The 19,166-nt window shown below is 60.7% G+C and carries 15 protein-coding genes; 6 read left to right on the forward strand and 9 right to left on the reverse strand.

What is annotated here, in order from left to right:
• Window positions 1–18 precede the first annotated feature (18 nt).
• From JMN22_RS00820 to uvrD, 3 genes are all read right to left on the reverse strand, one after another.
• Complete coding sequence (locus tag JMN22_RS00820; RefSeq protein ID WP_030139083.1) at window positions 19–426, reverse strand: SMI1/KNR4 family protein; 408 nt, start codon at window positions 424–426, stop codon at window positions 19–21.
• 138 nt (window positions 427–564) lie between these two features.
• The gene (locus JMN22_RS00825; protein WP_030139084.1) at window positions 565–1,437 is read right to left on the reverse strand and encodes a Tim44 domain-containing protein; all 873 of its coding nucleotides are present in this window, start codon (window positions 1,435–1,437) and stop codon (window positions 565–567) included.
• 304 nt (window positions 1,438–1,741) lie between these two features.
• On the reverse strand, window positions 1,742–3,922 hold the full coding sequence (uvrD, locus tag JMN22_RS00830; RefSeq protein WP_030139085.1) for a DNA helicase II: 2,181 nt from the start codon (window positions 3,920–3,922) through the stop codon (window positions 1,742–1,744).
• A 261-nt stretch (window positions 3,923–4,183) separates the two neighbouring features.
• On the opposite strand from uvrD, the gene JMN22_RS00835 reads away from it, so the two are divergent.
• From JMN22_RS00835 to JMN22_RS00845, 3 genes are all read left to right on the forward strand, one after another.
• Entirely contained in the window at window positions 4,184–7,048 is a 2,865-nt protein-coding gene (locus JMN22_RS00835) for a putative bifunctional diguanylate cyclase/phosphodiesterase (protein ID WP_198796170.1), read from the forward strand.
• Window positions 7,049–7,253: 205 nt separating this feature from the next.
• The gene (gene hexR / locus JMN22_RS00840) at window positions 7,254–8,120 is read left to right on the forward strand and encodes a transcriptional regulator HexR (protein ID WP_003187110.1); all 867 of its coding nucleotides are present in this window, start codon (window positions 7,254–7,256) and stop codon (window positions 8,118–8,120) included.
• Between the two features lie 249 nt (window positions 8,121–8,369).
• Window positions 8,370–8,579 carry a PA3496 family putative envelope integrity protein gene (locus tag JMN22_RS00845; protein WP_080628535.1) on the forward strand — a complete coding sequence of 70 codons (210 nt, stop codon included), beginning with the start codon at window positions 8,370–8,372 and terminating at the stop codon, window positions 8,577–8,579.
• Here the strand turns inward: JMN22_RS00845 and JMN22_RS00850 are convergent.
• Window positions 8,521–9,483, reverse strand: coding sequence for a LysR family transcriptional regulator (locus tag JMN22_RS00850; protein ID WP_030139088.1), 963 nt, complete (start codon window positions 9,481–9,483; stop codon window positions 8,521–8,523). The genes JMN22_RS00845 and JMN22_RS00850 overlap by 59 nt on opposite strands.
• A gap of 187 nt (window positions 9,484–9,670) precedes the next feature.
• On the opposite strand from JMN22_RS00850, the gene JMN22_RS00855 reads away from it, so the two are divergent.
• Window positions 9,671–11,086, forward strand: a complete 1,416-nt coding sequence (locus JMN22_RS00855; RefSeq protein ID WP_030139089.1) for an acetyl-CoA carboxylase biotin carboxylase subunit — start codon at window positions 9,671–9,673, stop codon at window positions 11,084–11,086.
• 12 nt (window positions 11,087–11,098) lie between these two features.
• Window positions 11,099–12,907, forward strand: a complete 1,809-nt coding sequence (oadA, locus tag JMN22_RS00860) for a sodium-extruding oxaloacetate decarboxylase subunit alpha (RefSeq protein WP_030139090.1) — start codon at window positions 11,099–11,101, stop codon at window positions 12,905–12,907.
• Between the two features lie 64 nt (window positions 12,908–12,971).
• Here the strand turns inward: oadA and JMN22_RS00865 are convergent, their stop codons facing one another.
• The 3 genes from JMN22_RS00865 to JMN22_RS00875 all read right to left on the reverse strand — a co-directional run bounded on the left by JMN22_RS00865 (window position 12,972) and on the right by JMN22_RS00875 (window position 16,936).
• Entirely contained in the window at window positions 12,972–15,161 is a 2,190-nt protein-coding gene (locus tag JMN22_RS00865) for an autotransporter outer membrane beta-barrel domain-containing protein (RefSeq protein ID WP_236010281.1), read from the reverse strand.
• A gap of 123 nt (window positions 15,162–15,284) precedes the next feature.
• A complete protein-coding gene (locus JMN22_RS00870) occupies window positions 15,285–16,118 on the reverse strand; it encodes an amino acid ABC transporter permease (RefSeq protein ID WP_030139092.1) in 834 nt (277 codons plus the stop codon).
• On the reverse strand, window positions 16,115–16,936 hold the full coding sequence (locus tag JMN22_RS00875; protein WP_198796171.1) for an ABC transporter substrate-binding protein: 822 nt from the start codon (window positions 16,934–16,936) through the stop codon (window positions 16,115–16,117). The genes JMN22_RS00870 and JMN22_RS00875 overlap by 4 nt, the downstream gene beginning before the upstream one ends.
• 113 nt (window positions 16,937–17,049) lie before the next feature.
• Here JMN22_RS00875 and JMN22_RS00880 point away from each other — a divergent pair, with 113 nt between their 5' ends.
• On the forward strand, window positions 17,050–17,946 hold the full coding sequence (locus tag JMN22_RS00880) for a homocysteine S-methyltransferase family protein (protein WP_030139094.1): 897 nt from the start codon (window positions 17,050–17,052) through the stop codon (window positions 17,944–17,946).
• Between the two features lie 93 nt (window positions 17,947–18,039).
• Here JMN22_RS00880 and JMN22_RS00885 read toward each other — a convergent pair whose 3' ends face one another.
• Window positions 18,040–18,708: a GNAT family N-acetyltransferase gene (locus JMN22_RS00885; protein ID WP_198796172.1), complete on the reverse strand. Its 669-nt coding sequence runs from the start codon at window positions 18,706–18,708 to the stop codon at window positions 18,040–18,042.
• Window positions 18,709–18,718: 10 nt separating this feature from the next.
• Complete coding sequence (locus JMN22_RS00890) at window positions 18,719–19,165, reverse strand: GNAT family N-acetyltransferase (protein WP_198796173.1); 447 nt, start codon at window positions 19,163–19,165, stop codon at window positions 18,719–18,721.
• Window position 19,166 lies beyond the last annotated feature (1 nt).

Raw genomic sequence — 19,166 nt, forward strand, 5'->3', positions numbered from 1 at the left:
GCGCCGGGCCCTGGCGGATCAGCTTTCCAACCAGACGTCCCGTGCCCAATGCCAGACCGACTCCCAGGTTTCCTCGGCGATCAGTTCTTCGTCTGCTTGCCACAGCACCACGGTGCCGTCTTCTTCGACGCAATAATAATCGTCGCCGTCCTGGCAAATCGGAATCAGGCTCCGGTCGACGCCAGCGTCCCAGGCGTTGGCTGCCACATCGGGCAGGTAGGTATGAGATTGTGGATCGGTAACCGTTACCGGTTCCAGGCTGCCATAGACGACGTCACTGACGGTCAGCAAAAATTCCCTGAATACGAAGGGGATATCGATGAACAACTGCTCTTCGATTTCTACCAGCAGATCTTCATCAGGTAACTCCAGCGGAACCGGCACGGGTTCGTTGGCTTCGCGTAATTGTTCGATGATTTCTTCCACGTCCGGGATCCTCTTTCTCGATGGCGCGGTTTTATATGGGCGGTTTATACAGTAGCCCGCCATAGATGCAACTGCGAAATAGAAAACCCCGGCAAGTGCCGGGGTTCTTTTATTTCAACATGCGAAACGCGAAAAGGTTCAACCGTTCTGGCGGATACCAGCCACCAGCCAAGGCTGGTTCTCGCCTTGGGCGCGTTCCATGTTCCAACTTTCGCTGAACGCTTCACCCTGGTCGAAGCGGGAGTCTTTCGACACGCCGATAAAGGTCAGGGTGGCGATGGTCTTGTCGGCGCGATCGTCGACGCCGTCCAGTTGCACCTGCAGGTTATCGATGTAGGTGGACTGGAAGCCGTCACCCAGCTCGGCCCGCTCGCGCTTGAGGAACTCAAGCAGTTGTGGGGTTACGAACTCGGCGATCTTGTCCATTTCGTTCGCGTCCCAGTGCTGCTGCAAGGACATGAAGTGGCTGCGCGCCGCTTCGATGAAGCGCTGTTCGTTGAACCAGGCGGGCGCATTGATCACTGGACGCGCCACTGGAGCGGCCGCGCCACCAAAGATCGAACCGCCGGCAGGCTGCTGGTTGAACACTTCACGCTGCATCGGCGCATGACCGGCCGGAGCGAACTGCTCCTGCTGCTTGCGACGACGGGCTGCGATGAAACGGAAGACCAGGAAGGCGATGACCGCCATGATCAGAATGTCGAAGATCTGCATGCCCTGGAAGCCGTCGCCCATGAACATGGAAGCGAGCAGGCCACCGGCGGCGATACCGGCCAGGGGGCCGAGCCAGCGGGAAGCGCCGCTGGCCTTGGTAGCGGCGCCAGCAGCGCCGGCCGCGCCAGCGGTGGCGGCAGTGGACCCGGCGGCAGAGGACGGTGCCATCTGGCTGGTCTGGTGAGTCGGGGCTGCGCCCGAACTTTTACCACCGCCAAAACGCTTGGCGGCATTGGCGTCGATGGCCATCGTCAGGCCGATGCACAACGCCATGGCGATGCTAAGAAAACGTTTCATATAAAGGCATTCCCATTTGTGGATAGCACGCGCGCCATGTTGCACAGCTGAACTGTTGCTGGCTAGCGACAGAGTGTTTCGGGCTTTTGCGTGACAGCTTAGGTTCAGCTTTGGCTATGCAAGCAGGCCTGTTCGCTTTGGGCTGTAGGAAAGGTAAACAAGTTCTATCGGAAATTTTGACGTCTCCGAAACGACTGTGGGAGCGGGCTTGCTCGCGATAGCGGTGTGTCAGTCAGCATGAATATTGACTGATCGGCCGCTATCGCGAGTAAGCTCGCTCCCACAAGGGGACTGCAGAAATTTTTTAGATCGCCTCGAGCTTGGCATACCCCAGCATCAGCCATTTACTGCCTTCGCTGAAGTTGACCTGGACCCGAGCCTGGGCACCGGCGCCCTCGAAGTTGAGGATCACACCGTCGCCGAACACCGAATGCCGTACCGCCTGGCCAAGGCTGAAGCCGGTTTCCGGGATATCGCTGCCACCGAACAGGCTGCTGCTTTGTTGCTGGCTGCCGCCGAACGGACGGCTGACGCTGTTGGAAAGACGGACTTCCTGAATGAGACCTTTCGGTACTTCGCGTACGAAGCGCGACACCTTGTTGTAGGTCTCGCTGCCATATAAGCGTCGGGTTTCTGCGTAGGTCATCACCAGGTTCTGCATGGCGCGGGTGATGCCAACGTAGGCAAGGCGGCGTTCCTCTTCCAGGCGTCCGGGTTCTTCCAGGCTCATCTTGTGGGGAAACAGGCCTTCCTCCATGCCCACCAGGAACACATACGGGAATTCCAGGCCCTTGGCGCTGTGCAGGGTCATCAGCTGGATGCTGTCTTCATGCTCGTCGGCCTGGGTGTCGCCGGCCTCCAGGGAAGCATGGCCGAGGAAAGCCGACAATGGCGAAAGGTCTTCGTCTTCTTCCGTCGTTTCGAAGTTGCGTGCGGCGCTGACCAGTTCCTCGAGGTTTTCCACCCGGGCCTGGCCTTTCTCGCCTTTTTCCGCTTCGTGATAGGCGATCAGGCCGGATTGCTCGATGACGGTCTGGGTCATCAGGTGCAGTGGCATTTCCCCACACTTGGCAGCCAGGTCTTCTATCAAATCCATGAAGGCCTTCAGCGCGCCGGCGGCGCGACCGGTGACGCCTTTGTTGTCGACCAGCAGACGCATCGCTTCCCACATCGACACATGGCTGTGGCGGGCATGCTCGCGAATCGCCTCGACGGTTTTCTCGCCGATGCCCCGCGTCGGCACGTTGATCACCCGCTCCAGGGCCGCGTCGTTGCCACGGCCTTCGATCAGGCGCAGGTAGGCCATGGCGTTCTTGATTTCGGCGCGCTCGAAGAAGCGCTGGCCGCCATAGATCCGGTAAGGAATCCGTTCGCGCAGCAGGGCTTCTTCCAGCACCCGTGATTGGGCGTTGGAGCGATACAGGATGGCGATGTCGCTGCGGGCCAGGCCGGTCTTCAACGCGCTCTCGATGGTTTCCACAACATAGCGGGCCTCATCGTGTTCGTTGAAGGCGGCGTAGAGATTGATCGCCTCGCCTTCGCTGCCGTCGGTCCACAGTTCCTTGCCCAGGCGCCCGGTATTGTTGGCAATCAGGGCGTTGGCGGCCTTGAGGATGCCGGCGGTGGAGCGGTAGTTCTGTTCCAGGCGAATGACCTCGGCGTCGGGGAAGTCTGCCGAGTACTGGTGGATGTTCTCGATCTTCGCGCCCCGCCAGCCATAGATCGACTGATCGTCGTCACCCACCACCATCAGGCTGTCGCCGCCCTTGGCAAGCAGGCGCAACCACGCATATTGAACGGCGTTGGTGTCCTGGAACTCGTCCACCAGGACATGCCGGAAGCGTTTCTGGTAATGGGCCAGCAGGCCCGGGTGGTCACGCCAGAGATCCAGGGCCCGTAGCAGCAGCTCGGAGAAGTCGATGACGCCGGCACGCTGGCACGCCGCCTCGTAGGCTTCATAGATGCTGCGCATGGTCGCCAGGAAAAGGTCGCCGCTGGCCTGGATATGTTGCGGGCGCAGGCCTTCGTCCTTCTGGCCGTTGATGAACCATTGGGCCTGACGGGCCGGCCAGCGTTGTTCATCCAGGCCCAGTTCGCGAATGACCCGCTTGACCAGGCGCTGCTGGTCATCGCTGTCCAGGATCTGGAACGTCTGGCTCAAGCCGGCTTCCTGCCAGTGGGCTCGCAGCAGGCGATGCGCCAGGCCGTGGAACGTGCCGACCCACATGCCGGCCGGATTTATGCCCATCAGCTGCTCGATGCGATGGCGCATCTCGGCGGCAGCCTTGTTGGTAAAGGTGACCGACAGGATCGAATGGGGCGAGGCGTTCTCGACCTGGATCAACCAGGCGATACGGTGCACCAGCACTCGGGTCTTGCCGGAGCCGGCACCGGCCAGGACCAATTGACGGCCCACGGAGGCAGCAACAGCCTGGCGTTGGGCATCGTTTAGGGAGTTCAGCAGAAGGGAGAGATCATCGCGCATCGGCGCATTCTAGGGTGCGGCGCCACCCCGGGCAAACCGAGCTTTGCATCAACCGACAAAACACCGCTTGGTGACGACCGGTTGGTCAGCCTCTACAGGCATGGGCGGCGCTTGCCTGGCGTCACCAGTGCCCGGTGGAATGGCCATTTTTTTCAGCATTTTTATGAGCGAGAGCAGTGTGGGATGGCCTTTGGCTTGTGTATGCTCGGTTCTCGTTTCGGGTGCACCATGCGCCCCTGAATAAGAACAAGAACATCGACTATGACCTTCAATTCCGATCTGGCGGGCCCTTGTGTTGAGCCGCGGGTCATTTACAAGCAGTACGCCACGGAAATGGCGGTCGAACGCACAAGGCTGTTGTATCAGGGCTCACTGCTGCCCACGCTGTTCATGCTGATCAACGGTCTGGTCTGTGCCGCACTGTTGTGGCAGCCATCGCGCTATTTCCTGGTCAGCGTATGGCTGGTCTGGTTGTTGTCGCTGGTAGCGCTGCGGGTGATCCAGGTGGCAGCGTTCGATTCGGCGATGCCAAGCCGCCAGGCGCACCCGATCTGGTTGCGCATGTTTTTGCTGGGCTCGGCCATGACCGGCCTGACGCTGGCCGGCGCTGGCATTGCGCTGGTTCCGGCGGACAGCTTCCAACAACAGGCCTGGGCGTTTGGCCTGATCGGCGCGGCTACGTTGTCGGCCAGCGTTGCCTACGCCGTCAGCCTTTCGGCATACCTGTCCTTCACCCTGCCGTGCCTGTTGCCGGCAATCGGTTATCTTTTCTGGGGCGGTGATGAGCAGCAGCTCGGTTGGGGCTGGCTTGGGCTGGTCCTGCTGGTTTTCCTGAGTGTAGTGGCCTGGCAGGTCAACCGGCTGATACACAACGGCATGCTGCGACGGTTCCAGAACCAGGCGCTGATCGAGCATTTGCAGCAGGCGCAAGCCCGTGGCGCGCAGCTTAACGAGGCCTTGGCCCGGGAGGTCGAGCAGCGTCGTTCTGCCGAGGCCCGGCTGCGTGCGGCCCAGGTGGGGCTGGAGGAGCGCGTGGCGCAGCGCAGCCTGGAGCTGGATATCGCCAACCAAGCCCTGAGTAAAAGCGAGGCGCGCCTGGCCCTGGCCTTGAAAGCCAGCGAGCTGGGGCTCTGGGACTGGAACCTGCAGACCGACGAAGTCCATCACACCCAACTCAAGGAACTGTTCGGCCTGGAGCCCGAATACGTCACGGCCATGCTCAGCCATTTGACCCCGCGGCTGCATCCGCAAGACCTTCCCGCGCTCAAGCGCGCGCTTGTCGAGCACCTGAAGGGCCGTAGCGAGGATTACCAGATCGAATACCGTGTCCGTCACGGCGACGGCCATTGGGTCTGGATCGAAGACCGTGGTCGAGCCGTGGAACGCAGCCCTGGCGGTCGGGTTTTACGCATGGTCGGCACCCGGCGAAACATCAGCGCAAGCAAAGAGCTTGAACAGCAACGGCAACTGGCGGCCACGGTATTCGAGGCCGCCAGCGAAGGCATCGTGATCTTCGACCCAAACTACGCGTTGCTGGCGGCCAACCAGGCGTTCACGCGGGTGACCGGGTTCAATATCGCCGACATGTTGGGGCGCAACGTGGTCGACCTGCCATGCAGCCGCGATGCGCGCCGACACTATCCAATCATTCGCCAGGCCCTCAGGCAGCACGGCACCTGGCAAGGCGAACTGGTGGAGGCTCGCGCCAACGGCGAGCTTTATCCGCAGTGGCTGCAGCTGAACGTGGTCCGCGATCTGCGGGGCAACGTCAGCCATATCGTCGGCTTCTTCGCGGATCTCTCGGCCCGGCGCGAGTCCGAGGAGCGGATGCGCTATCTCACGCATTACGACGAACTGACCGGTCTGGCGAACCGTTCACTGTTTCGCGAGCGCCTGCAAGAAGCCCATCAGCGGGTGCGCCAGGGTGGGCGACGGAGCCTGGCGCTGCTGCATATCAATCTGGATCGTTTCAAGCTGCTCAACGACAGTCTCGGTCATGACATCGCCGACCAACTGCTGCAAAAAATGGCTCGGCGCCTGATCAATGCACTGCCGGAGGCCGATACCATCGCCCGGCTGTCCGGGGACGAGTTCGCGGTGCTGTTCGACGCCTACGGCAATCTCTCGAGCCTGGCACGTGTTGCGACCCGGCTGGCAGCCAAACTCCGCGTGCCGGTGACCATCGACGGCCACGAACTGGTGGTCAGCGCATCCATCGGCATCAGCCTGTTGCCCGATAACGCACGGGAAATTTCCACGCTGGTCAGCCAGGCCAACATGGCCATGCAGCACGCCAAGCATCTGGGTGGTAATAATTTCCAGTTCTACACCGATAGCCTCCAGGCCAGCACGCTGGAACGTCTGCAACTGGAAAACCAGTTGCGCAAGGCACTCGAAGAGCAACAACTGAATGTCTTTTATCAACCCAAGTTGTGCCTGAAGACCGGACGCCTGAACGCCGCAGAGGCGTTGGTGCGCTGGAATCATCCAAGCATGGGCCAGGTTCCTCCGGGGGATTTCATCGGTTTGGCCGAAGAAACCGGACTGATCGGGCCGATTGGCGAGTTTGTGCTGCGACAGGCGTGTTGGCAGGCGTGTGAGTGGCAGCGCCAGGGACTCGCGCCGATCAGGGTGTCGGTCAACTTGTCGGTGCATCAGCTGCGCCAAGGCAAGTTGGTCAGTCAGGTGCGGCAGGTATTGGAGGAAACGGGCCTGGCTCCTCGTTACCTGGAGCTCGAATTGACCGAGAGCCAATTGCTCGACAGCGTTGAGCATATTATCGCGACGTTTCAGCAGCTACGGGATTTGGGGGTCAAGCTGGCCATCGATGATTTTGGCACCGGCTATTCTTCCCTGAGCTACCTCAAGCGTATTCCGGTGGACTACGTGAAAATCGACCAGGCCTTCATTCGCGGCCTGGAGGAGGGCGGCGAGGACGCGGCCATTACCCGCGCGATCATTGCGATGGCCCATGGGCTTTCACTCAAGGTAGTGGCCGAGGGCGTGGAGCGGCAAGGGCAGCTCGACTTCCTGAAAAATGAACAATGCGACGAGGTCCAGGGGTATCTCATCAGCCGGCCGGTTGACGCTGAAGGCTTGGCCCGCTTGTTGGGGACGCAAAAATAGGACCGCGCGCTGGGTTTGATCGAGGAATCGTTTCGAACTTTTCCCTGCTTCCCTCGCTGCGACGGCTACATGAAGCGTTCCCCGCCAAAACAAGGGTTGGCGGGGCTAAATCAGTTACGTATTGGGCAGGCATAAAGACAATTCTTGTAGTATAACTACAAGATTGCTACATCCCGGCACCTGCCCATAACAAGAGTCCAGCCCTTTGAACCTGTTGCAACACATCGCCCAGTCACGCCACCTGCTGCGCAAGTCGGAGCTGAAAGTCGCCGATCATGTACTGCTTGATCCTGCGGCCGTGATGCACAGTTCCATGGCCGATCTTGCCCACAGCGTCGGCATCAGCGAACCGACCATCGTGCGTTTTTGCCGGGCCATTGGTTGCTCGGGTTTCCAGGACCTGAAACTCAAGTTGGCGCAAAGCCTGGCGGCCGGTGCGAGCTTCGGCCAGTTTGCGATCCATGAAGACGATTCGGTCGCCGACTACAGCCTGAAAATCTTCGATACGACCTTGCACACGCTGATGGAGGTTCGCGAGAAGCTCGATCCGGTGGCGTTGCAGAAGGCCGTCACGGCCATGTCCCAGGCCCAGCGCGTCGAGTTCTATGGCTTCGGTGCCTCGGGCGCGGTGGCGGCCGATGCCCAGCACAAATTCTTCCGGTTGCTGCTCACGGCAGCGGCCTATTCCGACCCGCACATGCAAGCCATGTCGGCCGTCACGCTGAAGCCAACCGACGTGGCGATCTGCATTTCCCAGTCGGGGCGTTCCAAGGACCTGCTGATCACCGCCAACCTGGTGCGTGAAAGCGGCGCCTCGCTGATTACCTTGTGCCCGAGCCAGACGCCGTTGGCGGAGCTTTCCACGGTAAACCTGGCCATTGACGTGCATGAAGACACCGAGATCTACACGCCGCTGACCTCGCGCATCGCCCATCTGGTGGTGATCGACGTCCTGGCGATGGGCGTCGCCATGGCGCGTGGCCCGAGCCTGGTCAACCACCTCAAGAGCGTGAAGCGCAGCCTTCGCAGCCTGCGGTTGTCGCCCAAGTCGGTGAAGGCGCTGGACGACTGAGCGCTGATTCTGAAAGTTAGGGGCTCTTGTGGCGAGGGAGCTTGCTCCCGCTGGGCTGCGAAGCAGTCCCCAACGATTTTTCCAGATACACCGCATGGCTGGTTTGCGACTGCTGCGCAGTCGAGCGGGAGCAAGCTCCCTCGCCACGGTTCATTCGCCCGAATTCATCGTTCTGTAACGGTCGCGCCCCCAAACCGTCATCCCCCGCCGTCATCGTAAAGCTCCCGTATACGTCTTGGGAGTCTCGACATGACCCAGTCCTACGAAGAACGCAGCGCCGCCAAAACCCGTCGTCAGCAGGAAGATCAGCGCCGCATGGCGTTCCGTCGTGCGATCGAAGACCGTTTCGAGCAACGCCAGCTCCTGGCGGAAATCAGCGAATTTCCTGACGCGGTTGAATTCAATTACTGGCAGGCAACACCGGCGGCTTCCCGTCGAAGCGCTCAACCAGGCCGATAATCTGCGCGCGCTCACCGCGAACGAAGGCCAGGAAGGCATGAGCCACCGGTGACAGGCGCTTCGCCCTGGCCTGCACCAGGCACCAGCTGCGGTACAGCGGCAGTTCTTCCACCGGCAACTCGATGAGCGCGCCGGATGATAGTTCCCGGCTCACGGCGTGGCGTGTCAAAAGCGCCACGCCCAGCCCGGCCACCACGCATTCACGCTGGGCTTCAGCCGAAGCCACTTCCAACGTCTGGGTGAAGTGCACCCGCTTTTCCTTGAAATATTCTTCGCAGGCCAGCCGTGTACCGGAGCCCGGTTCGCGCAGCAGCAGTGTGTAAGGCTCCAGGTCTTGCAAACGCAGTGGGCCCATGTGACACAGCGGATGATCGGGTGGCGCCACGGCGACGATCGGATTGTTGAGAAACGGCAGGAATTCCAGGCCCATGTCCTGGGGCACCATGGACATGATCACCACGTCGTCGCGGTTGTCCGAGAGCCGTCGGATGACCTGGCCGCGATTGACCACCGTGAGGTTCAGGTTGACCTCCGGATGCTGGCGCTTGAACGCGGCGAACAGATGCGGGACGAAGTATTTGGCGCTGGATTCCACCGCGAGCTTCAATTGGCCTTGCAGCGAACCCTGCATGTCCGACAGCTGCATGTCGAGGTTCTCCAGGCGTCCGAAGATGTCCCGGCTGGCGCGTTGCAACGCTTCGGCGGCTTCGGTCATGTAGAGTTTCTTGCCAACGTACTCAAACAAAGGCTGGCCAATAAGCTCTTCGAGGGAGCGAATCTGTAGGCTGACGGCCGGCTGCGTAAGCGACATTTCATCGGCAGCGCGACTGTAGGACCGCAGGTCGCACACCTCATTGAAGATTTGCAGTTGACGCAATGTCATACGCATCAATGACTTACGCATTTTTCAAACACTCTGGGTCGAGACAATTACCTCAACTATAAGTCTTTGCTTATGCACGGCCCAATAATTATTCATTTTTGTTAATCCCCAGCCGGGACTAGTGTGGACCTGCGACCAATTGTTACATCTGGTCACGCATCGGCCTGAACCCAGGCCGTGGGTATCACCGGCTCAAGGGAACCTCCAATTGATAACAAAGATCCTGATCGCCAACCGTGGTGAGATTGCCGTCCGCATCGTGCGCGCTTGCGCCGAGATGGGCATTCGCTCGGTCGCGGTCTACTCCGACGCGGACCGCCATGCGTTGCATGTCAAGCGTGCGGACGAGGCCCACAGCATCGGCGCCGATCCGCTGGCCGGCTACCTCAACCCGCGCAAACTGGTGAACCTGGCGGTGGAAACCGGCTGCGATGCGTTGCACCCCGGCTACGGTTTTCTCTCGGAAAACGCCGAACTGGCAGACATCTGCGCTGAGCGCGGCATCAAATTCATTGGCCCCTCGGCGGAAGTCATTCGCCGCATGGGCGACAAGACCGAAGCGCGCCGCAGCATGATCAAGGCCGGCGTACCGGTCACGCCGGGCACCGAAGGCAACGTCTCGGGCATCGAAGAAGCGCTGGCCGAAGGTGACCGGATCGGTTATCCGGTGATGCTCAAGGCCACGTCCGGCGGCGGCGGTCGGGGTATCCGTCGTTGCAACAGTCGCGAAGAACTCGAACAGGCCTTCCCGCGCGTGATCTCCGAAGCCACCAAGGCGTTCGGTTCGGCGGAAGTGTTCCTGGAAAAATGCATCGTCAATCCCAAGCACATCGAAGCGCAGATCCTGGGCGACAGTTTTGGCAACGTGGTGCACCTGTTCGAGCGGGACTGCTCGATCCAGCGCCGCAACCAGAAGCTGATCGAAATTGCCCCGAGCCCGCAACTGACCCCCGAACAGCGCGCCTACATCGGCGACCTGTCGGTGCGCGCGGCCAAGGCCGTGGGCTACGAGAATGCCGGCACCGTGGAGTTCCTGCTCGCCGAAGGCGAGGTGTACTTCATGGAGATGAACACCCGGGTGCAGGTGGAACACACCATCACCGAAGAAATCACCGGTATCGACATTGTTCGCGAACAGATCCGCATCGCCTCCGGGCTGCCATTGTCGGTCAAGCAGGAAGACATCCAGCACCGTGGTTTTGCGTTGCAGTTCCGCATCAACGCCGAAGACCCGAAAAACAACTTCCTGCCCAGCTTCGGCAAGATCACCCGCTACTACGCTCCGGGTGGCCCGGGCGTGCGCACCGACACGGCGATCTACACCGGCTACACCATTCCGCCGTTCTACGATTCGATGTGCCTGAAGTTGGTGGTTTGGGCACTGACCTGGGAAGAAGCGATGGACCGAGGCCTGCGAGCGTTGGATGACATGCGCCTGCAAGGGGTCAAGACCACCGCCGCCTATTACCAGGAAATCCTGCGCAATCCGGAATTCCGCAGCGGCCAGTTCAATACCAGCTTCGTTGAAAGCCACCCTGAACTGACCAACTACTCGATCAAGCGCAAACCCGAAGAGCTGGCCCTGGCCATCGCCGCCGCCATTGCCGCCCACGCAGGCCTGTAAGGAATCATGACAATGTCCAAGAAGATCCACGTTACCGACACAATCCTGCGCGACGCCCACCAATCGCTGCTCGCCACCCGGATGCGCACCGAAGACATGCTGCCGATTTGCGACAAGCTCGACAAAGTCGGCTATTGGTCGCTGGAAGTCTGGGGCGGCGCAACTTTCGACGCCTGCGTGCGCTTCCTCAAGGAAGACCCGTGGGAGCGCCTGCGCCAACTGCGCGCGGCGCTGCCCAACACCCGCCTGCAAATGCTGTTGCGCGGCCAGAACCTGCTGGGCTATCGCCATTACAGCGATGACGTGGTCAAGGCGTTCGTCGCCAAGGCCGCGGTCAACGGCATCGATGTGTTCCGGATCTTCGATGCGATGAACGACGTGCGTAACCTGCGGGTCGCCATCGAAGCGGTGAAAGCCGCCGGCAAGCACGCCCAGGGCACCATCGCCTACACCACCAGCCCGGTGCACACCATCGACGCGTTCGTGGCCCAGGCCAAGCAGATGGAAGCCATGGGTTGCGACTCGGTGGCGATCAAGGACATGGCCGGCCTGCTGACCCCGTACGCCACTGGCGAACTGGTGAAAGCGCTGAAGAGCGAGCAATCGTTGCCAGTATTCATCCACTCCCACGACACCGCCGGCCTGGCCGCGATGTGCCAACTCAAGGCCGTCGAAAACGGCGCCGATCACATCGATACCGCAATTTCCAGCTTCGCCTGGGGCACCAGCCATCCGGGCACCGAATCGATGGTCGCCGCCCTCAAGGGCAGCGAGTTCGACACCGGCCTGGACCTGGAACTGCTGCAGGAAATCGGCCTGTATTTCTATGCCGTGCGCAAGAAGTACCACCAGTTCGAAAGCGAGTTCACCGCCGTGGACACCCGCGTCCAGGTCAACCAGGTACCGGGCGGGATGATTTCCAACCTTGCCAACCAGTTGAAAGAGCAGGGCGCGCTGAACCGGATGAACGAAGTGCTGGCGGAAATCCCGCGGGTGCGCGAAGACCTCGGCTTCCCACCGCTAGTGACCCCGACCTCGCAGATCGTCGGCACCCAGGCGTTCTTCAACGTGTTGGCTGGTGAGCGCTACAAGACCATCACCAACGAAGTGAAGCTCTACCTTCAGGGCGGCTACGGCAAGGCACCGGGTTTGGTGAACGAGAAGTTGCGTCGCCAGGCTATCGGCAGCGAAGAGGTGATCGACGTGCGTCCGGCCGATTTGCTCAAGCCGGAAATGACCAAGCTGCGTGGCGAAATCGGTGCCCTGGCCAAGTCAGAAGAGGACGTGCTGACCTACGCCATGTTCCCTGACATCGGTCGCAAGTTCCTCGAAGAACGTGAAGCCGGCACCTTGACCCCTGAAGTGCTGCTGCCAATTCCAGAGGCCGGCAGCGTCAGCTCCGCCGGCGGCGAAGGCGTGCCGACCGAGTTCGTCATTGACGTTCACGGCGAAACCTACCGTGTCGACATCACTGGCGTGGGCGTCAAGGCCGAAGGCAAGCGTCACTTCTACCTGTCTATCGATGGCATGCCGGAAGAGGTCGTCTTCGAGCCGCTCAATGAATTCGTCGGCGGCGGCAGCAGCAAGCGCAAGCAAGCCACTGCGCCGGGCCATGTCAGCACCACCATGCCGGGCAACATCGTCGATGTCCTGGTCAAGGAGGGCGACGTGGTCAAGGCCGGCCAGGCGGTATTGATCACCGAAGCCATGAAGATGGAAACCGAAGTGCAGGCGGCCATCGCCGGCAAGGTCACCGCCATTCATGTGGCCAAGGGCGACCGGGTCAACCCGGGCGAGATCCTCGTCGAAATCGAAGGCTGATTCAAACAGCCTCGATGCAACGTTTTACCTCGGGGGAGCAGGTGCTCCCCTTTTTTTTCGCCTTTCAGAACATCATCTTCCACTGGCCCATCAGCGCACCGTTGCGATTGTCCTGGCCAGTCTCGCCGCTGTAGTTCAGTCCCAGGGTATGACGTGGCGATACGGCCAGGTCCAATCCTGCTTGCAAGAGCAGGCTGTCACGGTCCAGCTCGACTCCCTGGATGACGTACGTATTGCCTCCGCTGGCCAGATGTTGATGGGAGTTGCCCCTGATGTCGCCGTACAGGTGCTTCCAGCCGACATCGAGGCGCGGCGTCAATCGCATGCCTTGGTCGAATACAAAAGGGCGGGCGAGGCGCAGGCCGAGGTCGCTGCTGAAGTGTTCCTGGGTCTGGTCGTGGTATTGCAGCGCGGCATCGCCACCTTTTTCCGCGTAGGCGTCGCGTTGGTAGCGTTGGTAACCCACCTGGACGTAGGGCTCTATATCGAACTGTCCGACGTCCAGGTGGTAGCCGACCTGTCCGAAGACCTGTTGCGTCGTGGCGTCGTAACGGCCCTTGAGATGATCCTTGAAACCATTGAACGCGACATGGCGCTTGGTGCTGCCGTCATGGCTGCCATAGACGGCACCCAGGCGCAGCGCCACCGGCCCTTCCTGGCGCAAGGCGTAGGCGCCTACGAGCCAACTGTCGAGTGCTCCGTCGAATTGATAGCTGTCCAGTCGTGTTTGGGTCTTGCTGCCAATGACGCCCAATCGCCAATTGGAGCTGACAGCCCAATCGGTTCCCAGCATCAGGCCCTTGGTCGAATGCTTGAGGGCGTAGCTGCCCAATTGCTTGGCGAGGCTGCCGCTATTGCCAACGGCCTGGACCCAGACCTGGCCGTTACCATGTTCGCCCGACGGGTTATGCCTGCCCATCACGGACAGCATTCCCGTGCTGATCGGTGCGACGCTGCTCAGGGTGGCGTTGCCCAGGTCTGCCGTGTCGTAGCCGCCGAGTTGGTCGATGGCATCGGCGGCTGTGGCCATGTTGGTGCCGAGCAGGGCGTTGATGGCAGTGTTGGGTTTAGCTACAGGTTTGATGGGCTTCGCCTGGACGACGGGCTTGGGTTTGGCTGCGGCGACTACTTTTGGTGGTTCGGTGGGCTTTGCTGCAGGGCTTGTGGTTTTCGGTTTGCTCGCAGGAGATGGTTCAGGCTCTAAAATACCGTTGGTTTCTTGCCGCAGGTCCGGGATAGCGCCTGCAACTGCCAGCCCGTTGGGAGTCGACGCGGCTTTCGTGAGTGGAACGTTGTTGCGTGTGAGGACCAACCCCACTTGTTTACCTGCGACGTAGTCCGGCGTCGCGTTCATGTAAACGAGTTCATTCAAGACCTTCCCGAATTTGCCATCGATCTTTTTCGCCTCGATCACAACGTGCTTGCCGGCTTCAGTGGATTCGCCGGATACAGCGATGACTTTCAAAGTCGCATCACCCAAGGTGGCTGTACCGCCAACCTTAATCGTGGCGCTGCCTTTCTCCGCGTCAATTCCATAAACCAACGTCGCGCTCTTGGAGAACTTGAGGTCGTTGGTAACCGAAGGCGCACCGACGTCTGGACCGACTTTCATCAAGCCCGTCACATCCAGCGCATCGACCGTCCCGTTACCGCTGAACGTGGCGTTTTTCCCAACGAACACGGGCCCGCCCACGGTGCCTTGATTATCGAATATGCCGAGCACGTGCACCGCACCCGCAATCTGACCGGTGTTGGTCAACCTGGCCTTCGAGTCGACCAGACTTCCACCATTGAAAGCGCCGCCGTTGGACCATTCGCCTTGCTTGAGATGCAGATCCTTAACGTTGCTTATTTGATTGATGACGCCTCCCTTGGCGATATCCAATTGCAGGACATTAGTCCCGCCGCCGCCGTCGGTAAGCCCGAAAAGTTCGCCTTGCTTGCTGACAATCACCAGGTCGTTGCTGTCGCCCATCGATAGGGGAGCTTCCTGGGCCTTGATAACCTTTTCGACCTTCGTATCTGGAGCCGCCGCGAATGCCTTGAGGCGGGCCTGCGCCTGGGCAGTTGTTTCAACGGGTTGGGCTTCTTCGGCAACCGACTGGGCCATCGAAAGCTCGGCACAACCAAGCGCCAGCGCTATTGCCAGCGCGAGATGTTGGGGCAGGAATACGTGTTGGGTAGGCATTGAGTGCGACCTGTGATGGAGAAGGTCGCACTGTAAAAATTCAGCCGGGGCGGCGATGCCAGCCATCTTCCCGCCGTGGGCACGATTCAGTGGATGAAGTTTGTAGGCTGGTCGTGTTGCGTTCCCGCTATCGTCGCGATGGCTGGCGGGAACTGTGGCTTTTCCCTACAGCATGTTCATACACAGCCGTCAGCTGCGCTTGAGATAAGCCTTCCCATAATGCCGCTCCATCCGCGCCTGAATCAGCTCCAGTGCAATGGACATCAGCCAATAAATAATCGCCGCTGTCGTCAGCATCTCGATATACCGATAGCTGGAACGACCATAAGACTGCGCCAAGAACATCACTTCCCAGACCCCCATCACCGAGATCAGCGAGGAATCCTTGAGCATGGAAATGAATTGGTTGGTGGTCGGCGGGATGATGGTGCGCATGGCCTGGGGCAGGGTGACGCGCCAGAAGATCACGGTTTCGCTCAGGCCCAGGGCAAGGGACGCTTCGCGTTGGCCATGGGGGACGCCGAGGATGCCGGCGCGGAAGATCTCGCTCAGGTAGGCGCCATAATTCAGCGATAGGGCGATGATTCCGGCGGCGATGGCGCCGGGGACTACGCCCAGTTGCGGCAGGCCCAAGTAGATCAGCAGGATCTGGATCAACAGCGGCGTGCCGCGAAAGAACGACGCGTAGAAACTGGCGATGCCGAACGCCACCGCACTGCTGGAAAGCCGCGCCAGGGCTGTGATGAAGCCCAGCAAGGACGAAGCGACGATCGAACACAGGCACAGGAACAACGTCAGCATCGCACCCTGCAAAAAGCCATTGGGCGCCAGGTGTACGCCCAGCAGGTTCGGCAATTTGTCGAGGATGATCGAGAACTTCAGGTCGAAACTCAGGAAGAAACTGGCGAACAGCACCAGCATCGCCGCCCAGGTCAGGTACAGCCGGGTACGAAAACCGAAGATTTTTTGCAGGCGTGATTCAGCCACCGAAGGCGGTGGCTGGGGGGGTGGAAAAGAAGTCATTGGGTGATGTCGGCGCCGATCCATTTCTGCGAGAGTCTGCTCAAGGTGCCGTCCTGTTTCAACTGGGCAAAGACTTCACGCACCTTGCTGTCCCACTGCGCATCACCCTTCTCGATGGCCACCGAGTTCGGTTCGGAGTAGAGCGACGGGCCGGCCAGCTTGAAGCGCTTGTCCTCGGTCAGGCGCGGCTGGGCGGTCACCAGGTTGGTCAGCACCGCGTCCAGGCGTACCCCGGCGCCAAGGCCCAGGTCTTGGAACGCCACGTTGTCGGTGTCGTACGGGGCGATCTGCACGTCTTCGAACGGGTAGCTCAGTTGGGTATCCTCGGCGCCTTCGATCACCAGGTTCTTGTTCAGGTAGCTCTCGTAGCTGGAGGCGCTGGTCAAGCCGACTTTCTTGCCGCTCAAGTCCTTGGCGCCGTGGATACGGTCGTCCTTGGCATTGACCACGATGACCGCGGGCGACGCGTAGTACTGCACCGGGAAATCAAACACTTCGGCGCGGGCCTTGCTCGGCGTCATGGAACAGATGCAGATGTCGTAGCGCCCGCTCCAGTGGCCGGCCGCGATCACGTCCCAGGACGGCGTCTCCAGGCGCAACTTCACGCCCAGTTTCTGCGCCACGGCCTTGGCGACGTCCACGTCAAAACCGTCGAGCTGGTTCTGATCGTTGAGGAACGAGAAGGGCGGATAGCTTTCCATCAGCACGCCGACCAGTTCTTTTTTCTGTTCGACGCGATCCAGCGTGGCGCCGGCGAACACTTGCGAAGAGGCGGCCAGCAGCGTCAGGCCCAGGGCCAGCAACGGTTGTAATTTCATATGAAGGCCCTGTTAGAAAAATAAGTTGTAGTTCTCTGAATGGTGCGTATTAAATAGTTATAAGAACAACTCCGGTAGTGAGTATTTTTCATAAGCTTATGAGTGAATCGCATATGGGCGCAGCAACAGTCATTCTCGATGGCGGCATGGGCCGTGAACTGCAACGCCGTGGCGCGCCGTTCCGACAGCCCGAGTGGTCGGCGCTGGCCTTGAGCGAAGCGCCCCAGGCCGTGGAGGCCGTGCATGCGGCTTATATCGCCAGCGGCGCCAATGTCATTACCAGCAACAGCTATGCCGTGGTGCCGTTCCATATCGGTGAGGCGCGTTTCGCCGCCGAAGGCCAGGCCTTGGCGGCGCTGGCCGGCGAGTTGGCGAAGCGGGCAGTTGAGGCTTCAGGCAAAGCGGTGCGGGTAGCGGGGTCGCTGCCGCCGTTGTTCGGTTCCTATCGGCCGGATCTGTTCGACGCCTCCCGCGCCGCCGAATTACTTGCGCCATTGGTCGCCGGCCTGGCGCCCCACGTCGACTTGTGGCTGGCCGAGACCCAGAGCTCCACTGTCGAAGCACGGGCGATTCACGCCGGGTTGCCGAAGGACGGCAAGCCGTTCTGGCTGTCGTTTACCCTGAAAGACGAAGACACCGATGAAGTACCGCGCCTGCGTTCTGGCGAGCCGGTGGCAGACGCGGCGGCGGTCGCGGCGGAGCTGGGCGTCGAGGTGCTGCTGTTCAACTGCAGCCAACCGGAAGTGATCGGTGCGGCAATCGACGCGGCGCGAGAAACCTTCGAGCGGTTGGGCGTGAACATCCACATCGGCGCCTATGCCAATGCTTTCCCCCCGCAGCCCAAGGAAGCGACGGCCAATGATGGGCTGGACCCATTGCGCGAAGACCTCGACCCGCCGGGCTATCTGCAGTGGGCGGCTGACTGGCGCAAGCGCGGAGCCAGCCATCTGGGTGGTTGCTGTGGTATCGGCCCAGAGCATATTGCGGTGTTGGCGCAGCAGTTGGTCTGAGTGACCGGGTCGGCTCGGGTGGAGGGCACGCGTACAGGCGCTGCCAGGGAACCCGGTGGACGCGAGCTCCTCGCCACCGGGTAAGGCGCTGGTCTACAACCGGCATTCCACCAAGCTGCGCACTTGCCCATCCTCGCGCTGATTCTCTTCGCTCAGCCAGCGCTCGAATCCTGCGCCGATGGCTGGCCATTCCGAATCCAGCATCGAATACCAGGCCGTGTCGCGGTTCTGCCCCTTGACCACCATGTGCTGGCGGAACACGCCCTCGAACGTGAACCCCAGCCGCTCGGCGGCGTATCTGGAACGGGCGTTGGCGTTGTTGCACTTCCATTCCAGGCGACGATAACCCAGGGCGAAAGATTCCTTGGCCAGCAGATAAACCGCCTCGGTGCTTTTCGGCGAGCGCTGCATCGGCGCGCCGAAGGTCACATGGCCGATCTCGATGCGCCCTTGGGCGGGCACGATGGACATCAGGCTGAGAATGCCCTGCACCTCGCCGCTGGCACGGTCAATCACACTGAAGAAATACGGGTCGACGTTGGCCGCATGGTTGTTCAGCCAGGCATCGAACGCGCCGCGATCCTGGAACGGGCCATAGGGTAAATAATCCCAGAGTTTCGGGTCGGCTCCGGGGCCTTCCAAGGCTTGCCACAGGCCATCGGCATGGCGCGCCGGATCGAGTTTTTCCAGGCGGATGAAACGCCCTTCGAGCAACTGCGCGGACGGCGACGGGACACCTTTCCAATCAGCGAGTGAAGACATCGGGCACTCCTTAAAGGGCTTTGCGAAATTGAATGTAGCCAGGGCGTTCGGCGATGCGTTCGTACAGCTGGATCGCCGTGGCGTTGGTTTCGTGGGTCAACCAGTGCACCTTGCAGCAGCCGTCGGCCTTGGCGGTGCTGTAGACGAACTCGATGAGCTGGCGACCCACACCGGTGCCACGGGTTTGTTCCGCTACCAGCAGGTCTTGCAGGTAGCAGGAATTCTCGATGCTCCAGTTCGAACGATGGTAGATGAAGTGCACCAGGCCCACCGCCGTGTCGCCATTCCAGGCCAGGGCAGCATGGGTCGGTTCGCTGTCATCGAGCAAGCGTTGCCAGGTGCTTTGGCTCACCGCGTCCGGTAATTCGGTGTTGTAGAAGCGCAGGTAGGCTTGCCACAACGGCAGCCAGGCAGCGTGATCGTCGGCGCTGACGCGGCGGATGTCGAGTTGGCTCATG

The organism is Pseudomonas sp. HB05 (assembly GCF_016756915.1).
In the GTDB taxonomy this organism is placed as follows: Bacteria; Pseudomonadota; Gammaproteobacteria; order Pseudomonadales; family Pseudomonadaceae; genus Aquipseudomonas; species Aquipseudomonas alvandae.